The 17,911-nt window shown below is 71.6% G+C and carries 12 protein-coding genes; 3 read left to right on the top strand and 9 right to left on the bottom strand.

All coding sequences use genetic code 11. The features are described from left to right. Nucleotides 1–2 precede the first annotated feature (2 nt). Nucleotides 3–587 (top strand): response regulator, encoded by a 585-nt coding sequence (locus tag AC0KTA_RS25280; RefSeq protein ID WP_481050509.1) that lies wholly within the window; start codon nt 3–5, stop codon nt 585–587. Nucleotides 588–692: 105 nt separating this feature from the next. On the opposite strand, the gene AC0KTA_RS25275 is transcribed toward AC0KTA_RS25280, so the two are convergent. Then, a complete protein-coding gene (locus tag AC0KTA_RS25275) occupies nt 693–2,582 on the bottom strand; it encodes an AMP-dependent synthetase/ligase (RefSeq protein ID WP_481050508.1) in 1,890 nt (629 codons plus the stop codon). 369 nt (nt 2,583–2,951) lie between these two features. Then, the gene (gene lepA, locus AC0KTA_RS25270; RefSeq protein ID WP_481050507.1) at nt 2,952–4,817 is read right to left on the bottom strand and encodes a translation elongation factor 4; all 1,866 of its coding nucleotides are present in this window, start codon (nt 4,815–4,817) and stop codon (nt 2,952–2,954) included. Between the two features lie 201 nt (nt 4,818–5,018). On the opposite strand from lepA, the gene rpsT reads away from it, so the two are divergent. Further along, complete coding sequence (gene rpsT / locus AC0KTA_RS25265) at nt 5,019–5,285, top strand: 30S ribosomal protein S20 (RefSeq protein WP_481050506.1); 267 nt, start codon at nt 5,019–5,021, stop codon at nt 5,283–5,285. A gap of 359 nt (nt 5,286–5,644) precedes the next feature. On the opposite strand, the gene holA is transcribed toward rpsT, so the two are convergent. Continuing rightward, a complete protein-coding gene (holA, locus tag AC0KTA_RS25260) occupies nt 5,645–6,631 on the bottom strand; it encodes a DNA polymerase III subunit delta (protein ID WP_481050505.1) in 987 nt (328 codons plus the stop codon). Nucleotides 6,632–6,768: 137 nt separating this feature from the next. On the opposite strand from holA, the gene AC0KTA_RS25255 reads away from it, so the two are divergent. Next, nucleotides 6,769–7,014, top strand: coding sequence for a hypothetical protein (locus AC0KTA_RS25255; RefSeq protein ID WP_481050504.1), 246 nt, complete (start codon nt 6,769–6,771; stop codon nt 7,012–7,014). A gap of 62 nt (nt 7,015–7,076) precedes the next feature. On the opposite strand, the gene AC0KTA_RS25250 is transcribed toward AC0KTA_RS25255, so the two are convergent. From AC0KTA_RS25250 to leuS, 6 genes are all read right to left on the bottom strand, one after another. Further along, complete coding sequence (locus AC0KTA_RS25250) at nt 7,077–7,976, bottom strand: YceI family protein (protein WP_481050503.1); 900 nt, start codon at nt 7,974–7,976, stop codon at nt 7,077–7,079. Between the two features lie 429 nt (nt 7,977–8,405). Beyond that, complete coding sequence (locus AC0KTA_RS25245; protein WP_481050502.1) at nt 8,406–11,261, bottom strand: ComEC/Rec2 family competence protein; 2,856 nt, start codon at nt 11,259–11,261, stop codon at nt 8,406–8,408. After that, nucleotides 11,258–12,226: a ComEA family DNA-binding protein gene (locus tag AC0KTA_RS25240; RefSeq protein ID WP_481050501.1), complete on the bottom strand. Its 969-nt coding sequence runs from the start codon at nt 12,224–12,226 to the stop codon at nt 11,258–11,260. The genes AC0KTA_RS25245 and AC0KTA_RS25240 overlap by 4 nt, the downstream gene beginning before the upstream one ends. Before the next feature lie 695 nt (nt 12,227–12,921). Next, nucleotides 12,922–13,767, bottom strand: coding sequence for a DegV family protein (locus tag AC0KTA_RS25235; RefSeq protein ID WP_481050500.1), 846 nt, complete (start codon nt 13,765–13,767; stop codon nt 12,922–12,924). 132 nt (nt 13,768–13,899) lie between these two features. After that, nucleotides 13,900–14,721: a hypothetical protein gene (locus tag AC0KTA_RS25230; protein WP_481050499.1), complete on the bottom strand. Its 822-nt coding sequence runs from the start codon at nt 14,719–14,721 to the stop codon at nt 13,900–13,902. Between the two features lie 244 nt (nt 14,722–14,965). Continuing rightward, nucleotides 14,966–17,884 carry a leucine--tRNA ligase gene (leuS, locus tag AC0KTA_RS25225; RefSeq protein WP_481050498.1) on the bottom strand — a complete coding sequence of 973 codons (2,919 nt, stop codon included), beginning with the start codon at nt 17,882–17,884 and terminating at the stop codon, nt 14,966–14,968. Between the last annotated feature and the right edge of the window lie 27 nt (nt 17,885–17,911).

The raw sequence follows: 17,911 nt of genomic DNA, 5'->3' as shown, positions 1-17,911 counted from the left end.
CCATGAGCACAGAGGCGCCGACCGACAACCGCGCCAGCATCCTCCTGGTCGATGACATGGAGGACAACCTGATGGCCCTGGAGGCGGTCCTGGGCTCCCTCAACGAGCCCCTCGTCCGCGCCCGTTCCGGCGAGGAGGCGATGAAGGCCCTGCTGCGGCAGCGCTTCGCCGTGGTCCTGCTCGACGTGCGGATGCCGGGGATGGACGGCTTCGAGACCGCGTCCAACATCAAGCGCCTGGACCAGACGAAGGACGTGCCCATCATCTTCCTGACGGGCACGGACAACGACGCGGGCTATGCCTTCCGGGGGTACGCGACGGGCGCGGCGGACTATCTCACCAAGCCCTTCGACCCCTGGGTGCTGCGCGCCAAGGTCACGGTCTTCCTCGAACTGCACCGCAAGAACCGGCAGTTGGAGCGCATGCTGGCGCGTGAGCAGGAACAGTTCGACGAGCTGTCCGAGCGGCTCGCCGCCATCGAGCGGCACATGGCGGCGAGCAGCCTGACGGACGTCCTCGAACTGCGGCACCACGTCGCGCACATGGAGGAACTCCTCGGCGAGATGCGGCGCGGCCGGGGCACGTGAGTCCCCGGCCGGGCCGGGATCAGGCCTCTGACGGCGGCCCGGTCCCGCCGCCGTCGGCTCGGGCCTTCCGCCGCCGTCGGCTCAGGCCTTCCCGCCGCAGTCGGCTCAGGCCTCGCGCGAGCCCGCGTACATCTCCTCGATCAGGCCCTTGTACTCGCGCTCCACGACGGGCCGCTTCAGCTTCAGGCTCGGGGTCAGCTCGCCGTGCTCGATGTCCAGGTCGCGCGGGAGCAGCTTGAACTTCTTGATGGTCTGCCAGCGCTGCAGGCCGTCGTTGAGCTGCTTCACGTACCCCTCGACCAGCGTGACCGTCGCCGGGTCGGCGACCACCTCGGCGTAGGACTTGCCGCCGAGCCCGTTCTCCTCGGCCCAGGCCATGATGGACGGCTCGTCCAGGGCGATCAGCGCGGTGCAGAAGTTCCGGTCGGCGCCATGCACGAGGATGTTGGAGACGTACGGGCAGACCGCCTTGAACTGGCCCTCGACCTCGGCGGGCGCGATGTACTTGCCGCCGGAGGTTTTGATCAGGTCCTTCTTGCGGTCGGTGATGCGCAGATAGCCGTCGGCGGACAGCTCGCCGATGTCGCCGGTGTGGAACCAGCCGTCGGACTCCAGGACCTCGGCGGTCTTCTCGGGCTGGCCGTGGTAGCCCTCCATGACCCCGGGGCCGCGCAGCAGGATCTCGCCGTCGTCCGCGATGCGCACCTCGGTGCCGGGCAGCGGCTTGCCGACGGTGCCGGTGCGGTAGGCCTCACCGGGGTTCACGAAGGACGCGGCGGAGGTCTCGGTGAGGCCGTAGCCCTCCAGGATGTGGATGCCGGCGCCCGCGAAGAAGTAGCCGATCTCGGGCGCGAGCGCCGCCGAGCCGGACACCGCTGCCCGCAGCCGCCCGCCGAAGGCCTCGCGCAGCTTGGCGTAGACGAGCTTGTCGGCGACCGTGTGCTTGGCGCCGAGCCCGAACGGCACCGAGGCGACACCGGTGCGGCGGAAGTTGTCCTGGCTGACCTTCGCGTACTCGCGCGCGACCTCGGCCGCCCACTGGAAGATCTTGTACTTCGCGCCGCCACCGGCCCGCGCCTTGGCCGCGACGCCGTTGTAGACCTTCTCGAAGATCCGCGGCACGGCGGCCATGTACGTCGGCTGCACCACCGGAAGATTCTCGATGATCTTGTCCACGCGGCCGTCGACGGCGGTGACGTGGCCGAGCTCGATCTGCCCGCTGGTCAGCACCTTGCCGAAGACGTGCGCGAGCGGCAGCCACAGGTACTGCACGTCCTCGGACGTGAGCAGCCCGGTCGCCGCGATGGCCTTGGCCATGTACGACCAGTTGTCGTGCGGGAGCCGCACGCCCTTGGGGCGGCCCGTCGTCCCCGACGTATAGATGATCGTCGCGAGGTGATCGGACTTGATCGCCTTGATGCGCTCCTTGACCGCCTCCGGGTGCTCCTCCAGGTAGGCGGCGCCTCGGGCCTCCAGGTCGGCGAGCGTGAGGACCCAGCCCTCGGGGTCGTCCGCCGCGGGCTCGACCCCGTCCCCGTCGAAGACCACGACGTGCTTCAGCTCGGGCAGGTTCGCCCGCTGCTCGCGCGCCTTCGCGAGCTGCTCGGCGTTGTCGGCGATCAGCACGCGGCTGCCGGAGTCGCCGAGGATGAACGCGGACTCCTCGGCGTTGGTCTGCGGATAGACCGTCGTCGTGGCCGCGCCGGCGCACAGGATGCCGAGGTCGGCCAGGATCCACTCGGCGCGGGTCGCGGAGGCGAGGGCCACCCGGTCCTCGGGGCGCAGGCCCAGGTCGATCAGGCCGGCCGCGATGGCGAAGACCCGCTCGGCGGCGCCCGCCCAGCTCAGCGTCTTCCAGTCGTCGGGGCCCTCGCCGGACGCCGCCGGGACGGGATAGCGGTAGGCCTCGGCGTCGGGTGTGGCCGCGACCCGCTCCAGGAAGAGGTGCGCCACGGAGGGCGGTCGGTTCTCGATCAAGGTCTGTGTGTCGCTCACGACATCCTCCGGGCCCGCGACGGTGCGTCCTACTGGCTGCCTGCTCACTGGCTGCGGCTACCGCGCTCTCACGCCTCTCCAGGCGCTTGTTTAACTTGCGAGTAACCTCCGAGCAGTGATCAGAGTAGAGGCCGGACGCCTGGTACGTAAGGGGCTGCCGCCTGTCACTTCCTACAGGTTCTTTCTCACGCCGGCTTCGTCCGCCGCGTGAGGACACGCTGGGTCCGCCGCGTGCGGACCCGCCGGTCGGGCGCGTGCCGCCGAACGCGTGGAGCGCCCGCTCAACGCACGGAGCGCGTGCCGCCGAACGCACGGAGCGCCCACCCGGTGACCGGGCAGGCGCTCCGCATACGGCATCCGCGGGACGGGCTACTTCTTCTTGGCGGAGCTCTCGTCGCTGGACAGCACCGCGATGAAGGCCTCCTGCGGGACCTCCACGGAGCCGACCATCTTCATCCGCTTCTTGCCTTCCTTCTGCTTCTCGAGCAGCTTGCGCTTACGCGAGATGTCACCGCCGTAGCACTTGGCGAGGACGTCCTTGCGGATGGCGCGGATGGTCTCGCGGGCGATGACCCGGGAGCCGATGGCGGCCTGCACGGGCACCTCGAAGGCCTGCCGCGGGATCAGCTCGCGCAGCTTGGCGACGAGCCGCACGCCGTACGCGTACGCCGCGTCCTTGTGCGTGATCGCCGAGAACGCGTCGACCTTGTCGCCGTGCAGCAGGATGTCGACCTTGACGAGCTGCGCGGACTGCTCGCCGGTCGGCTCGTAGTCCAGCGAGGCGTACCCGCGCGTCTTGGACTTCAGCTGGTCGAAGAAGTCGAAGACGATCTCCGCGAGCGGCAGCGTGTACCGGATCTCGACGCGGTCCTCGGACAGATAGTCCATGCCGAGCAGCACACCGCGCCGGTTCTGGCACAGCTCCATGATCGAGCCGATGAACTCGGAGGGCGCGAGGATCGTGGCCCGCACGACCGGCTCGTACACCTCCTGGATCTTCCCCTCGGGGAACTCACTCGGATTGGTGACGGTGTGCTCGGTGCCGTCCTCCATGATCACGCGATAGACCACGTTCGGCGCGGTCGCGATCAGGTCGAGCCCGAACTCGCGCTCCAGGCGCTCGCGGATCACGTCCAGGTGCAGCAGGCCGAGGAAGCCCACGCGGAAGCCGAAGCCGAGCGCGGCGGAGGTCTCCGGCTCGTACACCAGCGCGGCGTCGTTGAGCTGCAGCTTGTCCAGCGCGTCCCGCAGCTCCGGGTAGTCGGAGCCGTCCAGCGGATACAGGCCCGAGAAGACCATCGGCTTCGGGTCCTTGTAGCCGCCGAGGGCCTCCGTCGCGCCCTTGTGCAGGCTGGTGATCGTGTCACCGACCTTCGACTGCCGCACGTCCTTCACGCCGGTGATGAGGTAACCCACCTCGCCCACGCCGAGGCCGTCGGCGGCGAGCATCTCGGGCGAGTTCGTCCCGATCTCCAGCAGCTCGTGGGTGGCGCCGGTCGACATCATCCGGATCCGCTCACGCTTGCTGAGCTGGCCGTCGACGACTCGTACGTACGTCACCACGCCCCGGTACGAGTCGTAGACCGAGTCGAAGATCATCGCGCGGGCGGGCGCGTCCGCGACGCCGACCGGCGGCGGGACCTCGGCCACGACCCGGTCGAGCAGCGCCTCCACCCCGAGCCCGGTCTTCGCGGAGACCTTCAGCACGTCGGCGGGGTCGCAGCCGATGAGGTTCGCCAGTTCCTCGGAGAACTTCTCGGGCTGCGCGGCCGGCAGGTCGATCTTGTTCAGCACCGGGATGATCTTGAGGTCGTTCTCCATCGCCAGATACAGGTTGGCGAGGGTCTGCGCCTCGATGCCCTGGGCCGCGTCGACCAGGAGGATCGTGCCCTCACAGGCCGCGAGCGAGCGTGAGACTTCGTACGTGAAGTCCACGTGGCCGGGGGTGTCGATCATGTTCAGAATGTGCGTCGTGCCCTGGTCGGGGCCCTCGGACGGGGCCCAGGGCAGACGCACCGCCTGGGACTTGATCGTGATGCCGCGCTCGCGCTCGATGTCCATGCGGTCGAGATACTGGGCGCGCATCTGCCGCTGCTCGACCACGCCGGTCAGCTGCAGCATGCGGTCGGCGAGCGTGGACTTGCCGTGGTCGATGTGCGCGATGATGCAGAAATTGCGGATCAGAGCCGGGGCGGTACGGCTCGGCTCGGGCACAGTCTTAGGGGTCGCGGGCACGCAGGGTCCTGTCTCTTGAGGCGCCTTATGCCTCGGGTCGGATCGATACGTAGCCTCCATCGTCCCACGGGTGGGACCCTGGGATCGGTTTGGGCCGGTCGGACGGCGGCTGGTACCGTGGGCAGCTGTGTCTCACAGCCCTCTCGGCGCGAGGCGCATGTCAGAGAAATCAGCAGTACCTGAACCTGAGAAGGCTCTTTCGTGGCGAACATCAAGTCCCAGATCAAGCGGAACAAGACCAACGAGAAAGCGCGCCTGCGCAACAAGGCCGTCAAGTCCTCGCTGAAGACCGCGATCCGCAAGGCCCGTGAGGCCGCTGCCGCCGGTGACTCCCAGAAGGCGACCGAGCTGACCCGCGAGGCTTCGCGCCAGCTCGACAAGGCCGTCTCCAAGGGCGTCATCCACAAGAACCAGGCCGCCAACAAGAAGTCGGCGCTTGCTTCGAAGGTCGCGACCCTCAAGGGCTGACCAGTTTGACCAGTTGATGTAACCGCCGGACGGACCAGAGCGGGCCCTCTCTCTTCCGCTCCCGCCCGGCAACCCGATCCACACGCGGCCTGCGTTCGCCACGCGGGTGTGGATCTTTGAAGAGCTTGAACCGAAGACCCCGTGCCTCGTCCTTCCCCGGACGGGACACGGGGTTTTTGGGGTTCTGGGGGCTACCGGTTCCTCCGGGTCCGCCTGGGCGTTCGGGGTCCGGGGCGGAGCCCCGGTTTCGGGAAGGGGCGGGATTGGGGAAAGAAAAATCCCGCCGCAGCGGCGAGCAATCATGAACAAACCACCCCGGCGGTGCCAACCCCACACCGGCCCAACGAGGCGAGGGAAACCTACCCCCGGCGGAGCCGAGCCGCCCGGGCAACGGCGACGACGGCCTTCTCCAACGCGTACGCAGGATCGTCCCCGCCCCCCTTGACGCCCGCGTCAGCCTCCGCACAGGCCCGCAACGCGACAGCGACCCCATCCGGGGTCCACCCCCGCATCTGCTGCCGCACCCGATCGATCTTCCACGGCGGCATCCCCAGCTCACGGGCAAGATCAGCGGGCCGCCCGCCCCGGGCGGAGGACAGCTTCCCGATCGCCCGCACCCCCTGCGCCAGCGCAGACGTGATCATCACGGGCGCGACCCCGGTCGCCAACGACCACCGCAGCGCCTCGAGCGCCTCCGCCGCCCGCCCCTCCACGGCCCGGTCGGCCACGGTGAAGCTGGAGGCCTCGGCCCGCCCCGTGTAGTACCGCCCGACGACCGCCTCGTCGATCGTGCCCTCGACGTCCGCGACGAGCTGCGCCGTGGCGGAGGCGAGCTCACGCAGATCGCTGCCGATGGAGTCGACAAGGGCCTGGCACGCCTCGGGCGTCGCCGACCGCCCGAGCGCCCGGAACTCGCCCCGCACGAACGAGAGCCGGTCCGCCGGCTTGGTCATCTTCGGGCAGGCCACCTCCCGCGCCCCCGCCTTGCGCGCGGCGTCCAGGAGGCCCTTGCCCTTGGCGCCGCCCGCGTGCAGCAGCACGAGCGTGATCTCCTCGGCGGGCGCCCCCAGATACGCCTTCACGTCCTTGACGGTGTCCGCCGACAGATCCTGCGCGTTGCGCACGACGACGACCTTGCGCTCGGCGAACAGCGACGGGCTGGTCAGCTCGGCGAGCGTGCCGGGCGCGAGCTGGTCGGGCGCGAGGTCCCGCACATCCGTGTCGGCGTCGGCGGCGCGGGCCGCGGCGACGACCTCCTGCACGGCGCGGTCGAGCAGCAGGTCCTCCTGCCCCACGGCGACCGTGAGAGGAGCGAGCGGATTGTCGTTTGCGTTCTTCCTGGCCATCGCGGTCAAGCATCCCACGCGCCACTGACAGCCCGGCTCGGCCTGCGGGGGCGGGGGCATGGGGCCTGCGAGGGCGGGGGCATGGGGCCTGCGAGGGCGGGGCGCGGCCGGGCCCGGCGGTACCGGAGAATGTCCAGGTGACCGACGTACGACATGTCCTGGTGCTGCCCGACCGCGACGCCGCCGAGCAGGTCGCCGAAGAACTCCCCGACCGCTTCGGCGTCCCCGACGAACCCCAGCTCGTCCGCGACGCCCTGGCCGGCGAGGACGACGCCGAGGACGCCCAGTGGCTGGTGGTCGTGGAGGATCCGCAGCGGCGCCTCGACCCGACGGAACTTGACGCGCTGGCAGCCGAGTTCGAGGGCTGGCTGGAGGCACCGTAGCCCGCCGTGGCCCGGGGCGGGCCGCGTGGCCGTGGGCCCTGGCTCAGGCCGTGGGCCCCGGCTCAGCTCTTGGGCGGGACCTGGCTCTTGGGCAGGACCTGAATGTCGAGGTCGATGGTGATGCTGGCGCCGACCGCCGCGATCCCCCGGGCGAGCATCGTCTGCCACGTGATGGTGAAGTCGTCCCGGTGCAGCTCGGTCGTCGCCCGGCACGCGGCCCGTGTCTCGCCCTCCAGGCCGTACCCGACGCCGAGATACTCCGTGTCCAGCGTGACCGTCCGCGTCACACCGTGCAGCGACAGCGCCCCCGTGATCGCCCAGCGCGTGCCGCCCTTGTGCACGAACTTGTCGCTGTAGAACTCCATCGTCGGAAACCGCGCCACATCCAGGAAGTCGCCCGACCGCAGATGGTCGTCACGCATCTTCACGGCCGTGTCGATGGACGACGCGTCGATCACGACATGCATCGCGGAGTCCTCCATCCGCTCCGCCAGCCGTATCGCCCCCGCGAAGGTGTTGAACCGGCCGTGGATCCGCGCGAGCCCGATGTGCCGCGCCGTGAACCCGATCGAGGAGTGCATCGGATCGATGTCCCAGTCCCCGGGCTCGGGCAGCGCCGGAAGCTGCGCGATCTGCAGCGTCACATCACCCATCGACGCGTGCGCACCGTCACCCGCCGTGACATTCGCCCGATACGGAGTGAAACCCTCCGCCGACACCGCGAGCCGGTACTCCCCCGCCGGAACCGTCGCGACGAACGACCCGAACGGATCCGTCCCCCCGCTCACAATCTTGCGGCCCATGGTGTCGCTGACGGTCAGCTCCGCGTGCCGTACCGGTTCGTTGACGGGGTCGAGCACCCGGCAGCTCAGCACCCCCGCGCCGGTCGGCACCGCCATCGCCGACAGCGGACCGGACCGCCCGGCCCGGCCCGAACGGTTTCCCAGCCAACGGCCGAACACTTTGCGACACACCCCCGCGGGCCTTGACAACACCTGCAACAAAGAGGCATTCGATCACCGTTGCGGCATTCGATGCAAACGCGGCCACTTCATCAAGAACATTGCGGAAATAGCCTCACCGCCCCCACTGTCCCCCTGACCCGAATTGATCATTCCGCCCCACTTCACACCACGGAGACTCACGCGTGGACGTAACCGACCGTAACCAGGAGGCAGGACGACCTCCCCGCGGGCGCGGGGACGCGGGGACGCGGGACGCAGGGACGCAGGGCGTCCCGGAGATCTGCGCGTCCACGCGGTCGGGAGTGGCAGCGCCCCACGGCTGCCTGTGGGCCGTACGAGAGCACCCACCACTGACCGGCGCCGACCGCCCTCACCGCCGTGCCGTCACCTCCGAGTCGTGACCGCCGTGCCGTCACCTCCATGCCGTTACCTCCGTGTCGTCACCGCCAGGTCGGCCTCCTCGCCCGCAGTCGGCCTCCGTCCCGGCGGCTCCGCTCGCGCCCCGGCCCTGCCTCCGGTGACCGCGATGGCGCCGCTGGTGTCCGTCCGCTCCACCTGCGCGCCCCCGGCCCGCAGCGCCGCGACCGTCCGGGGCGAGGGGTGCCCGTACGGGTTGTCCGCGCCGCACGAGATCAGTGCGAGGCGCGGTCCGGCTCTCCGCAGGAGCAGCGGGTCCTGGTAGGCCGAACCATGATGCGCGACCTTCAGCACGTCCACCCTCGGCAGCGCCGCGGCGACCGGCGTACGCAACAGGGCGCGCTGAGCAGGTGGTTCGAGGTCGCCCAGCAGGAGCACGGTGAGGCCCGCGATCCGCGCCAGCAGGGTGACGCTCGCGTCGTTCGGCCCTTCCGGCCGCGCCGCCGGACCGGGCGGCGGCCAGAGCACCCGCCACTCCAGCGCGCCCGTACGCCGCCGCTCCCCGGCCACGGCCCGCGTCACCGGAATCCCCCGCACCGCCGCCTGCCCGCGCACGAACTCGGCCTGCCCCGGCGGCTCCTGGAACCCCGTCGTCTGGATCGCCCCCACGGACCGCCCCCGCAGCACCCCCGGCAGACCCGCCACGTGATCCACGTGAAAGTGCGTGAGCAGCACGAGCGGCACCCGCGTGACCCCGAGCGAACGCAGGCACCGGTCGACCAGGACAGGATCGGGGCCCGCGTCGACCACCACTCCGGCTCCCCCGCCCGCCGCGAGCACGGTCGCGTCCCCCTGCCCCACGTCACACATCACCAGCCGCCAGTCCGGCGGCGGCCAGCCCGCGATCACCCGGGTGAGGGGCGGCGGTTGGACGACCACCAGCAGGAGCAGCAGCACGCACCCCACGCTCAGCCACGGGTGCCGGGCCAGCCTGCGGCAGGCCAGGACGACAGCGACCGTCACGACCGCCAGCAGCAGCGCCCCGCCCCAACTGCCCGGCCAGTCGATCCCGTTCCCGGGCAGCGCCGCCCCCGCTCTCGCGATCCCCGCGATCCAGCCCGCCGGCCAACTCGCGCACCACGCGATCGCCTTGGCCACCGGCATCCCCACCGGAGCCACCGCCAGCGCCGCGAACCCCAGCACCGTCGCCGGCGCGACCGCGAACTCCGCGAGCAGATTGCACGGCACCGCGACCAGACTCACCCGCGCCGCAAGCACCGCCACGACCGGCGCGCACACCGCCTGCGCCGCCGCGGCGGCCGCCAGCGCCTCCGCCGCCCGCCCCGGAACTCCGCGCCGCCGCAGCGCCGCACTCCACCTCGGCGCCAGCGTCAGCAGCGCACCCGTCGCCAGGACGGAGAGCAGGAAGCCGTAACTCCGCGACAGCCACGGGTCGTACAGCACCAGCAACAGCACCGCTGCGGCCAGCGCGGGCAGCAGTGACCTGCGCCGTCCTGTGCCGATGGCCAGCAGCACGATCAGTCCGCAGGCCGCCGCCCGCAGTACGCTCGGCTCCGGTCTGCACACCACGACGAAGCCGAGCGTGAGGCCGCCGCCGAGCAGCGCGGTCGTCCGCAGCGGGATCCCCAATCTGGGGGCCAGCCCTCGCCGTTCCGCACGGTGGGCCGTGCCGGGCGGGCCGATGAGCAGCGCCAGGACAATGGTGAGGTTGGCCCCGCTCACCGCGAGCAGGTGCGTCAGGTCGGTCGCCCGGAACGCCTGGTCCAGGTCCGGCGGCACCCGCGACGTGTCCCCGATCACCAGCCCCGGCAACAGCGCCCGCGCGTCGTCCGGCAACCCGTCCGTCGCCTCCCGCAGCCCCGCCCGCAACTCCCCCGCGAACCGCTGCACCCCGGACGGCGCCCCGACCACCTCCGGCGCCTGCCCCTCCGGCACCCGCAACACCGCCGCGATCCGCTCACCGTACCCCAGCGGCACCGCGAGACTGCCCCGCACCCGCAGCCGCGTGGACGGCAACAGATCCAACCACGCCGAGCCACGCGGGCGCTGCGGCGTGACGGCTTCTCCTTGCGGGCGCGCCTGCGTGGCCGTCTCTCCGTCCGATGACACCCCCGACCGACTGGCTGGCCCTTCGGCCTTCGGGAGGCCAGGGGCGCCTCCCTGCCACTTGGGCGACCCCGGCCCCGGTGCCCGGGACGAGCCGGATTCGCTCCGCTCGTTCGCCTCCTCCCGCACGATGACCAGCACCGGCGCCCGGGTCACGCTCGTCGTGCCGTCGGCCTCCGTCACGCGGACCACCTCCCCGTTCAGGACGATGGACGGCGGCGCCGCGCGGTCGCCGGTCACCCGGGGTCTGGTGCGGCGCGGGTCCGACGTCACCTCCACTTCCGCCGTCACCTCCGCATACCGCTGGGCGAGTGCGGGGACCGGGCCTCGGTGCAGATCCGCCCCGTGCAGTCCGGCGGACGCTGCCGACGCCGCGGCGCAGAGCAGCACGGCGGCGACACTCACCCGCCCCCACGCGAAGCCACCCCGCCTCCGGGCTAAGGCACTTTGCCTCCGCGCCCCCGCATCACCCCGCCCCGAGGAGCCGCTGTTCGCCTGCGGATCCACCCGCCCACGCCCGCCTCCTCTCCCCCGCGCGGTCCACGTCACCAGGAGGACCCCGGCCACCACCACGCACACCACGACCGCGCCGACCACCAGGCGAGGGGGAGCCGTCAACGCGAGGGCCGCCGCGGCCCAGGCCCCGAGAGCGGGCGGAACCAGGCGGAGGTCCACGGGGCCCTCCTGACGTGGGTCTGCCACACCGAGCCTGCCGTGCCGCCGGCCGGGCGCGACACCACCGGCACCCCCGGCGCCAGCGGCACCCCCGGCAGCGGCGCGAGCCGCCGCGCGCCTCATGGCCGCACGAGATTCTGCAGGTCCGCGAAGCGCTTCTCGCCGATGCCGTTCACTTCCCGGAGTTCGTCGACCGAACGGAAGCCGCCGTGCTCCGTGCGGTAGTCGATGATGTGCTGTGCCAGGACCGGGCCCACGCCCGGCAAGGTGTCGAGCTGTTCGGCGGTGGCGGTGTTGAGCCCGACGGGTCCGGCCGCCGCACCATCGACTCCGGCCGCCCCGGCTGCCGTGCCACCGGCCGCGGGACCCGAACCGGCACCCGGTCCCGCACCCGCACCCGCACCCGCACCCGCACCCGCACCGACGCCTGCTCCCACTCCCGGGGGTACCGGGCCACCCACCACAACCTGCTCACCGTCGACGAGCAACCGGGCGCGGTTGAGCCCGTCCGTCTTCGTCCCGGGGCGGACCCCGCCCGCCGCCCGCAACGCGTCGGCCACGCGGGAGCCCGCAGGCAGCCGCTGCACACCCGGGCTGCGGACCTTGCCCCTGACGTCCACGACGACCCCGCCGTCCGCCGCGCCCGCGCCACCCGCGCCCCTCCCCGCTTCCGTGGCGGCACCCGCCGCGAAGTCTCCGTCGGGCCCCGGGGGCGCCCCGGGCGAAGGGGACGGCCCGGCTTCACCGCCCGGCCCCGCCGCCTCGCCCACCACGTCCGGCGCCCGGACCGGCTGTGTCCGTCCCGTCCAGAAGTGCTGCGCCGCGAAGACCGCCGCCACGAGGAGGACCAGGCCGAGGGCGACGACACTCCGCCGCTCCAGGCCGCATCGCAACCGCAGCCAGAGCGGGAGCCGCTCCCGCACCGCGAGCCCGACCCGCATCCGCCACGACGGCTCCACCGGGGCGGCGGCACCAGAACCGTCGTCCACAGCGGCCCCCACGTCCGCCCTGCCGACCGCGCCCACCGCGCCCACTGCGCCCACCGCGCTCACCGGGGCCGATGCGCTCACCGGGACTGCCGCGCTCACCAGCCCCGACCCATTCACCGCGCTCGGTGCACGCTCAGCCCCGGCTGCACCCGACGCAACCGCCCCCTCCGGCACAGCCGGAACCGCGATCCCACCCGTGCGGGTCGCGCCCCCACCGGCTGCAGCACCCCCACCGCGGCCCCCAGCTCCCGCACCACCTCCAGGCCCTGGGCCGCCAACGCCCCGAGCCCACCCGGGAGTTCGAAGCCGAACAGCCTCCGGCCGCACACGCTCGATGTCCACCGGCGCTACCTGCTCGACATCCTTCCGCCGCACATGCCCCACATCCCCCGCCGGCGCGCGCGGCGCCTGCTCGCCAGGCCTCACACCAGGCCCCGTGAAGAGCGCTTCGGCCCGCAACCGCATGGCTTCCGCTGCCGCGCGCCTGCGCCGGGCCCGCTTCCGAGCGTGGCGGTGCGTCAACTGACCCACAGCCACGCGGCGTTCCACGCCTGATGCCCCCGGAACCGCGCCCGCCGCCCGCGACGGCGTGGCTCCGCTTGTCGTTCGTGAAGGTGATCGAAGTGCCATGTCGAAAACGCTAGGCGTCACGACGAGAAGTTGTTGATCTTGCTCAATTCCCGGGGATTACCCGGTAGTTGTGGATAACCCCGTCACCCATTCGTGGCGTCCGCCAGAACGCCGAGCCCAGGCACCGGGCACCCAGCCCCGCCCAAGGCCCCCGGCCAGAACCCTCAACGAGGCGAAACCACAGCCCCCAGCAACCCCGGCCCCGTATGCGCCCCGATCACCGCCCCCACCTCGCTGACATGCAGCTCGGCGAGGCCCGGGACCCGGTCCCGGAGGCGGTCCGCGAGGGTCGTCGCGCGCTCGGGCGCGGCCAGGTGGTGGACGGCGATGTCCACGTCGTGGGCTCCGGCCCGCTCGACCACGATCTCCTCCAGGCGGGCGATCGCCTTGGACGCCGTGCGTACCTTCTCCAGCATCTCGATGCGGCCGCCGTCCAGCGCGAGCAGCGGTTTCACGGCGAGTGCGGAGCCGAGGAGCGCCTGGGCGGCGCCGATGCGGCCGCCGCGGCGGAGGTAGTCGAGGGTGTCGACGTAGAAGTACGCGGACGTGGCCGCGGCCCGCTTCTCGGCGGCCGTCACGGCTTCGTCCATCGAGCCGCCCGATTCGACGGTCTCGGCCGCGGCCAGCGCGCAGAAGCCGAGGGCCATCGCGACCATGCCGGTGTCCACCACACGTACCGGCACCGGCGCCTCGCGTGCGGCGAGGACGGCGGCGTCGTACGTTCCGGAGAATTCAGCCGACAGGTGGAGCGAGACGATGCCGGTGGCGCCCGCCTCCGCGATCTTGCGGTAGGTCTGCGCGAAGACTTCGGGGCTGGGCCGCGAGGTGGTGACGGGGTGGCGTTTCTGCAGGGCGAGGGCGAGTGAGCGGGCGGAGATCTCGGTGCCCTCTTCGAGCGCCTGGTTGCCGAGCACCACGGTCAGCGGCACCGCGGTGATGTCGTGCCGCTCCATCGTCCGTTGCGGCAGGTAGGCCGTTGAATCGGTGACGATCGCGACATGGCGGGACATGAGCTGGAGATTACCCGCAGGAACCCCGGTGCGGCAGTCCGGCCCCTTCACGCGGGGGACGGAGCCCATGCCCGCCGACGAGGCCGCGGGCATGCGGAGGCCGTGCTGGAACGCCGACGGAAGGGCATGCGGTCAGGTGGTGCTCTCGGGCTTGGGCTTCTTCTGCCAGGGATACGTCGGCTGCGGCGACGGCGGCGTGATCGCGGGACGGGTGGGTTCCTGGGCGGTGCGCTCGGCCTCTTCCTCACGGGCGGACGCCTGCGACGGCTGGGGCCGGCGCTGCGACTCGGACTGGGGCTGGGCGGGCTTCTTCATGTCGGCCGCGGGGCTCGCCCCGGCCTTCGCCTGGCCGGTCCCGGCCGTCGGCGTGGGGTCGGACCAGGAGGTGAGGGGCTGGTCGTCGGTGGGTTCCGTCGTCCAGTGCCGCAGCGCGCCCGTCTCCATGTCGATCTGCTCCTTGAGCAGGTCGAGGTCGTCGTCCGCGAACTTGTTGGCGCGGTCGCGGGCGGCCCAGCGGAGTGAGTCGGCGGCCTTGACGATCTGCTCGGTGCGATCCCGCAGGCCGGGCAGGCGCTGGCTGAGCTCGATCCGGTCGGGCTCGCGCTCCAGGCGCTTGAGCTCGTCGTCCAGCTCGTGGCCGTGCGCGCTCAGACGCTGGAAGAGCGCCAGGGACTCGTGCAGCGAGGAGTCCTCGGCGACGCCCGCGCGCAGGGAGTCCTGCGTGGCGCGCATCGACGTGCGCAGCTTGAGGCGGAGCTGGGCCAGCTCGCCGACGGCGCCGGGCTGCGCGAGCGTTCTGGCGCGCAGCGTGGTGTCCTCCACGCTGCGGCGGGCCTGCGTGATCGTGCGGTCCATCCCGCGGCGGGCCGCGCCGACCACCTTGACCGTCGCATACGCTCCCACCGCCAGGAACAGCACGAAGAGCAGCGCGACCACTGCGATCACGGCTTCCACGATGCTTCTCCTTCGGCCCGGCGATTCGATGTTCGGTGTTCGGTGTGCGGCTCGGTCTGCGGCGCGCGACAGTGCGGCGTTCACAGCGCGGCGTACGCGGTCCGCCCGCCTTCTCCACGGTAAACGCAACGGGCAGCCCGAGGGTTCCAGCGGAACCCCCAAGCTGCCCGTAGGGGACTACCCCGATGCGCTTCGGCAGACACGCAGTTGGCCGTCGGCCCCGCAGGGGTGGGTCCGGGCCGGCTTAGGCCGGAACGATGTTCACCAGCTTCGGCGCCCGCACGATCACCTTGCGGATCCCCGCCCCGTCCAGCGCGGCGACCACGCGCTCGTCGCCCAGGGCCACCTTCTCCAGCTCCTCCTCGGAGATGGCCGGCGGGACCTCCAGACGGGCCTTGACCTTGCCCTTGATCTGCACGACGCAGGTCACGGTCTCGTCCACGACGTACGCGGGGTCGGCGACCGGGAAGTCCTGGTGGACGACGGAGTCGGTGTGGCCCAGCTTGCGCCACAGCTCCTCGGCGATGTGCGGGGCCAGCGGCGCGACCAGCAGGACCAGGCGCTCGGCTACGGAGCGGGACACCGGTCCGGCCGCCTTGGTCAGGTGGTTGTTCAGCTCGGTGATCTTGGCGATGGCGGTGTTGAACCGCATGCCGTCCAGGTCCTGACGTACGCCGTCGATCGCCTTGTGCAGCGCCCGCAGCGTGTCCTCGTCGGGCTCGGTGTCCGCGACGGTCACGTCGCCGGTGGCCTCGTCGACGACCAGGCGCCACATGCGCTGCAGCAGCCGGTACTGGCCGACGACCGCGCGCGTGTCCCACGGGCGCGAGACGTCCAGCGGGCCCATCGCCATCTCGTACAGACGCAGCGTGTCCGCGCCGTACTCCGCGCAGATCTCGTCCGGAGTGACGGCGTTCTTCAGGGACTTGCCCATCTTGCCCAGCTCGCGCTTGACCTGCTCGCCTTCGAAGAAGAACTTCCCGTCGCGCTCCTCGACCTCGGCGGCGGGCACCGGGAAGCCGCGGCTGTCGCGGTAGACGTAGGCCTGGATCATGCCCTGGTTGAACAGCTTGTGGAACGGCTCGGCGGACGAGATGTGGCCCAGGTCGAACAGGACCTTCGACCAGAAGCGCGCGTACAGCAGGTGCAGTACGGCGTGCTCGGCGCCGCCGACGTACAGGTCGACGCCGCCGGTCGGCTGTCCCGCGCGGGGGCCCATCCAGTAGCGCTCGATGTCGGGGGCGACCAGTTGCCGGTCGTTGTGCGGGTCCAGGTAGCGCAGCTCGTACCAGCAGGAACCGGCCCAGTTGGGCATGGTGTTGGTCTCGCGGCGGTACTTCTTGGGGCCGTCGCCCAGGTCCAGCGTGACGTTGACCCACTCTTCGTTGCGGGACAGCGGGGTTTCCGGCTGGGTGTCGGCGTCGCCCGGGTCGAAGGTGCGCGGGCTGTAGTCGTCGACCTCCGGCAGCTCCAGGGGCAGCATCGACTCGGGCAGCGAGTGCGCGACGCCGTCCTCGTCGTAGACGATCGGGAAGGGCTCGCCCCAGTAGCGCTGGCGGCTGAACAGCCAGTCGCGCAGGCGGAAGTTGACGGTCCCCTGGCCGATGCCCTTGCGCTCCAGCCACTCCGTGATGCGCGCCTTGGCGTCGACGACCACCAGGCCGTCCAGGGAGACCTCGGCGCCGGACGAGTTGATGATCTTCGCCTCGTAGGAGTCGAAGGAGTCGTCCCACGCGGACGGGTCGGTGCCGCGTTCGTCGGAGGGCTCGACGACGCAGCGCATCGGCAGCTCGAAGGCGCGCGCGAAGGCGAAGTCGCGGGAGTCGTGGGCCGGGACGGCCATGATGGCGCCGGTGCCGTAGCCCATCAGGACGTAGTCGGCGATGAAGACCGGGACGCGCTCGCCGCTGACGGGGTTCGTCGCGTACGCGCCCGTGAAGACGCCGGTCTTCTCCTTGGCGTCGGCCTGGCGCTCCACGTCGGACTTGGCGGCGGCGAACGCGCGGTACTTGGCGACGGCCTCGGCGGGGGTCGCGTGGCCGCCCGTCCACACGTCGTGGGTGCCCTCGGGCCAGGCGGCCGGGACGATCGCGTCGACCAGTTCGTGCTCGGGCGCCAGGACCATGTAGGTCGCGCCGAACAGGGTGTCCTGGCGGGTGGTGAAGACGGTGATGGCGTCGCCTTCGGAGCCGACGGGGAAGTCGACGCGTGCGCCTTCGGAGCGGCCGATCCAGTTGCGCTGCTGCAGCTTGATGGCCTCGGGCCAGTCCAGCGCGTCCAGGTCGTCCAGCAGGCGGTCGGCGTAGGCGGTGATGCGCATGTTCCACTGGCGCAGCTTGGCCTTGAAGACGGGGAAGTTGCCGCGCTCGGAGCGGCCGTCGGCGGTGACTTCCTCGTTGGCCAGGACGGTGCCCAGGCCGGGGCACCAGTTGACGGGGGCGTCGGAGGCGTAGGCCAGACGGAAGCCGCTCAGGACGTCGGCGCGCTCCATGGGATTCAGTTCGTGCCACGCGCGCGTGGAGCCCGGTACGGCACGATCACCGCTCTCGAACTGCGCGACCAGGTCGGCGATGGGGCGTGCCTTCCTCGCCTCGTCGTCGTACCAGGAGTTGAAGATCTGCAGGAAGATCCACTGGGTCCACTTGTAGTAGTCCGGGTCGATCGTCGCGAAGGAGCGGCGCTGGTCGTGGCCCAGACCCAGGGCGCGCAGCTGCGCCTTCATGTTCTCGATGTTGGCTTCCGTGGACACGCGCGGGTGCGTGCCCGTCTGCACGGCGTACTGCTCGGCGGGCAGGCCGAAGGCGTCGAAGCCCAGGGAGTGCAGGACGTTGTGGCCGGTCATGCGCTGGAAGCGGGCGAAGACGTCCGTGGCGATGTAGCCCAGCGGGTGGCCGACGTGCAGGCCCGCACCGGAGGGGTAAGGGAACATGTCCATGATGAACTTCTTGGGCCGCTCGACGACCGCCCGGTCACCGGCCAGGTCGCCGCTCGGGTTGGGCGCTTCGTACGTGCCGTTCGCGTCCCAGAAGTCCTGCCAGCGCGCCTCGATCTCGGCCGCGAGGGCGGCCGTGTAGCGGTGCGGCGCTGCCGCCTCGGCGGCGGAAGGGGCGCCCCCCGCGCCTGCCGCGCCTTCAGCAGTGGCGGAGGAATTCGTCTCGCTCATGGTCCTCAAAGCTCCATCGATCGTCTC

This window comes from Streptomyces sp. Y309 (assembly GCF_056712025.1).
The sequence above is the reverse complement of the archived record's forward strand: the minus strand, read 5'-3'. Positions and strand labels throughout refer to the sequence as shown.

Bases quoted from the DNA above. Each gene is read 5' to 3' on its own strand.
- AC0KTA_RS25280 (WP_481050509.1), top strand. From the start codon at position 3: ATGAGCACAGAGGCGCCGACCGACAACCGCGCCAGCATCCTCCTGGTC.
- holA (WP_481050505.1), bottom strand. From the start codon at position 6,631: ATGGCCAGGAAGAACGCAAACGACAATCCGCTCGCTCCTCTCACGGTC.
- AC0KTA_RS25245 (WP_481050502.1), bottom strand. From the start codon at position 11,261: ATGAGGCGCGCGGCGGCTCGCGCCGCTGCCGGGGGTGCCGCTGGCGCC.
- AC0KTA_RS25235 (WP_481050500.1), bottom strand. From the start codon at position 13,767: ATGTCCCGCCATGTCGCGATCGTCACCGATTCAACGGCCTACCTGCCG.
- leuS (WP_481050498.1), bottom strand. From the start codon at position 17,884: ATGAGCGAGACGAATTCCTCCGCCACTGCTGAAGGCGCGGCAGGCGCG.